At 54.8% G+C, this 250-nt stretch carries 1 protein-coding gene; it reads right to left on the reverse strand.

Translation table 11 applies throughout. The features are described from left to right. A partial coding sequence (locus ACY9Z2_RS19240; protein WP_463611284.1) for a KH domain-containing protein occupies positions 1–250 on the reverse strand: 250 nt, incomplete at both ends.

Below are 250 nucleotides of genomic sequence, written 5' to 3' on the forward strand. Positions count from 1 at the left end.
CGAAGTGCCTGCTGAATGGCACGTTTCATCGCCCGGCGGTAAGCCACACGGCGTTCAATCTGTCCAGCAATATTCACTGCCACAAGGTAGGCATCCGTATCCGGATTTTTGATTTCCGAGATTTCCAGTTCAACCTTCTTGCCGGTTAGTGCTTCCAGGGAAGTGCGGACGACTCTGACGCCTTCACCCTTGCGACCAATCAGAATGCCCGGTTTGGCAGTGTGAACAACCACGCGCACCTTGCCAGTGG

The sequence above is a fragment of the Virgibacillus sp. GM2-2 genome (assembly GCF_055329585.1).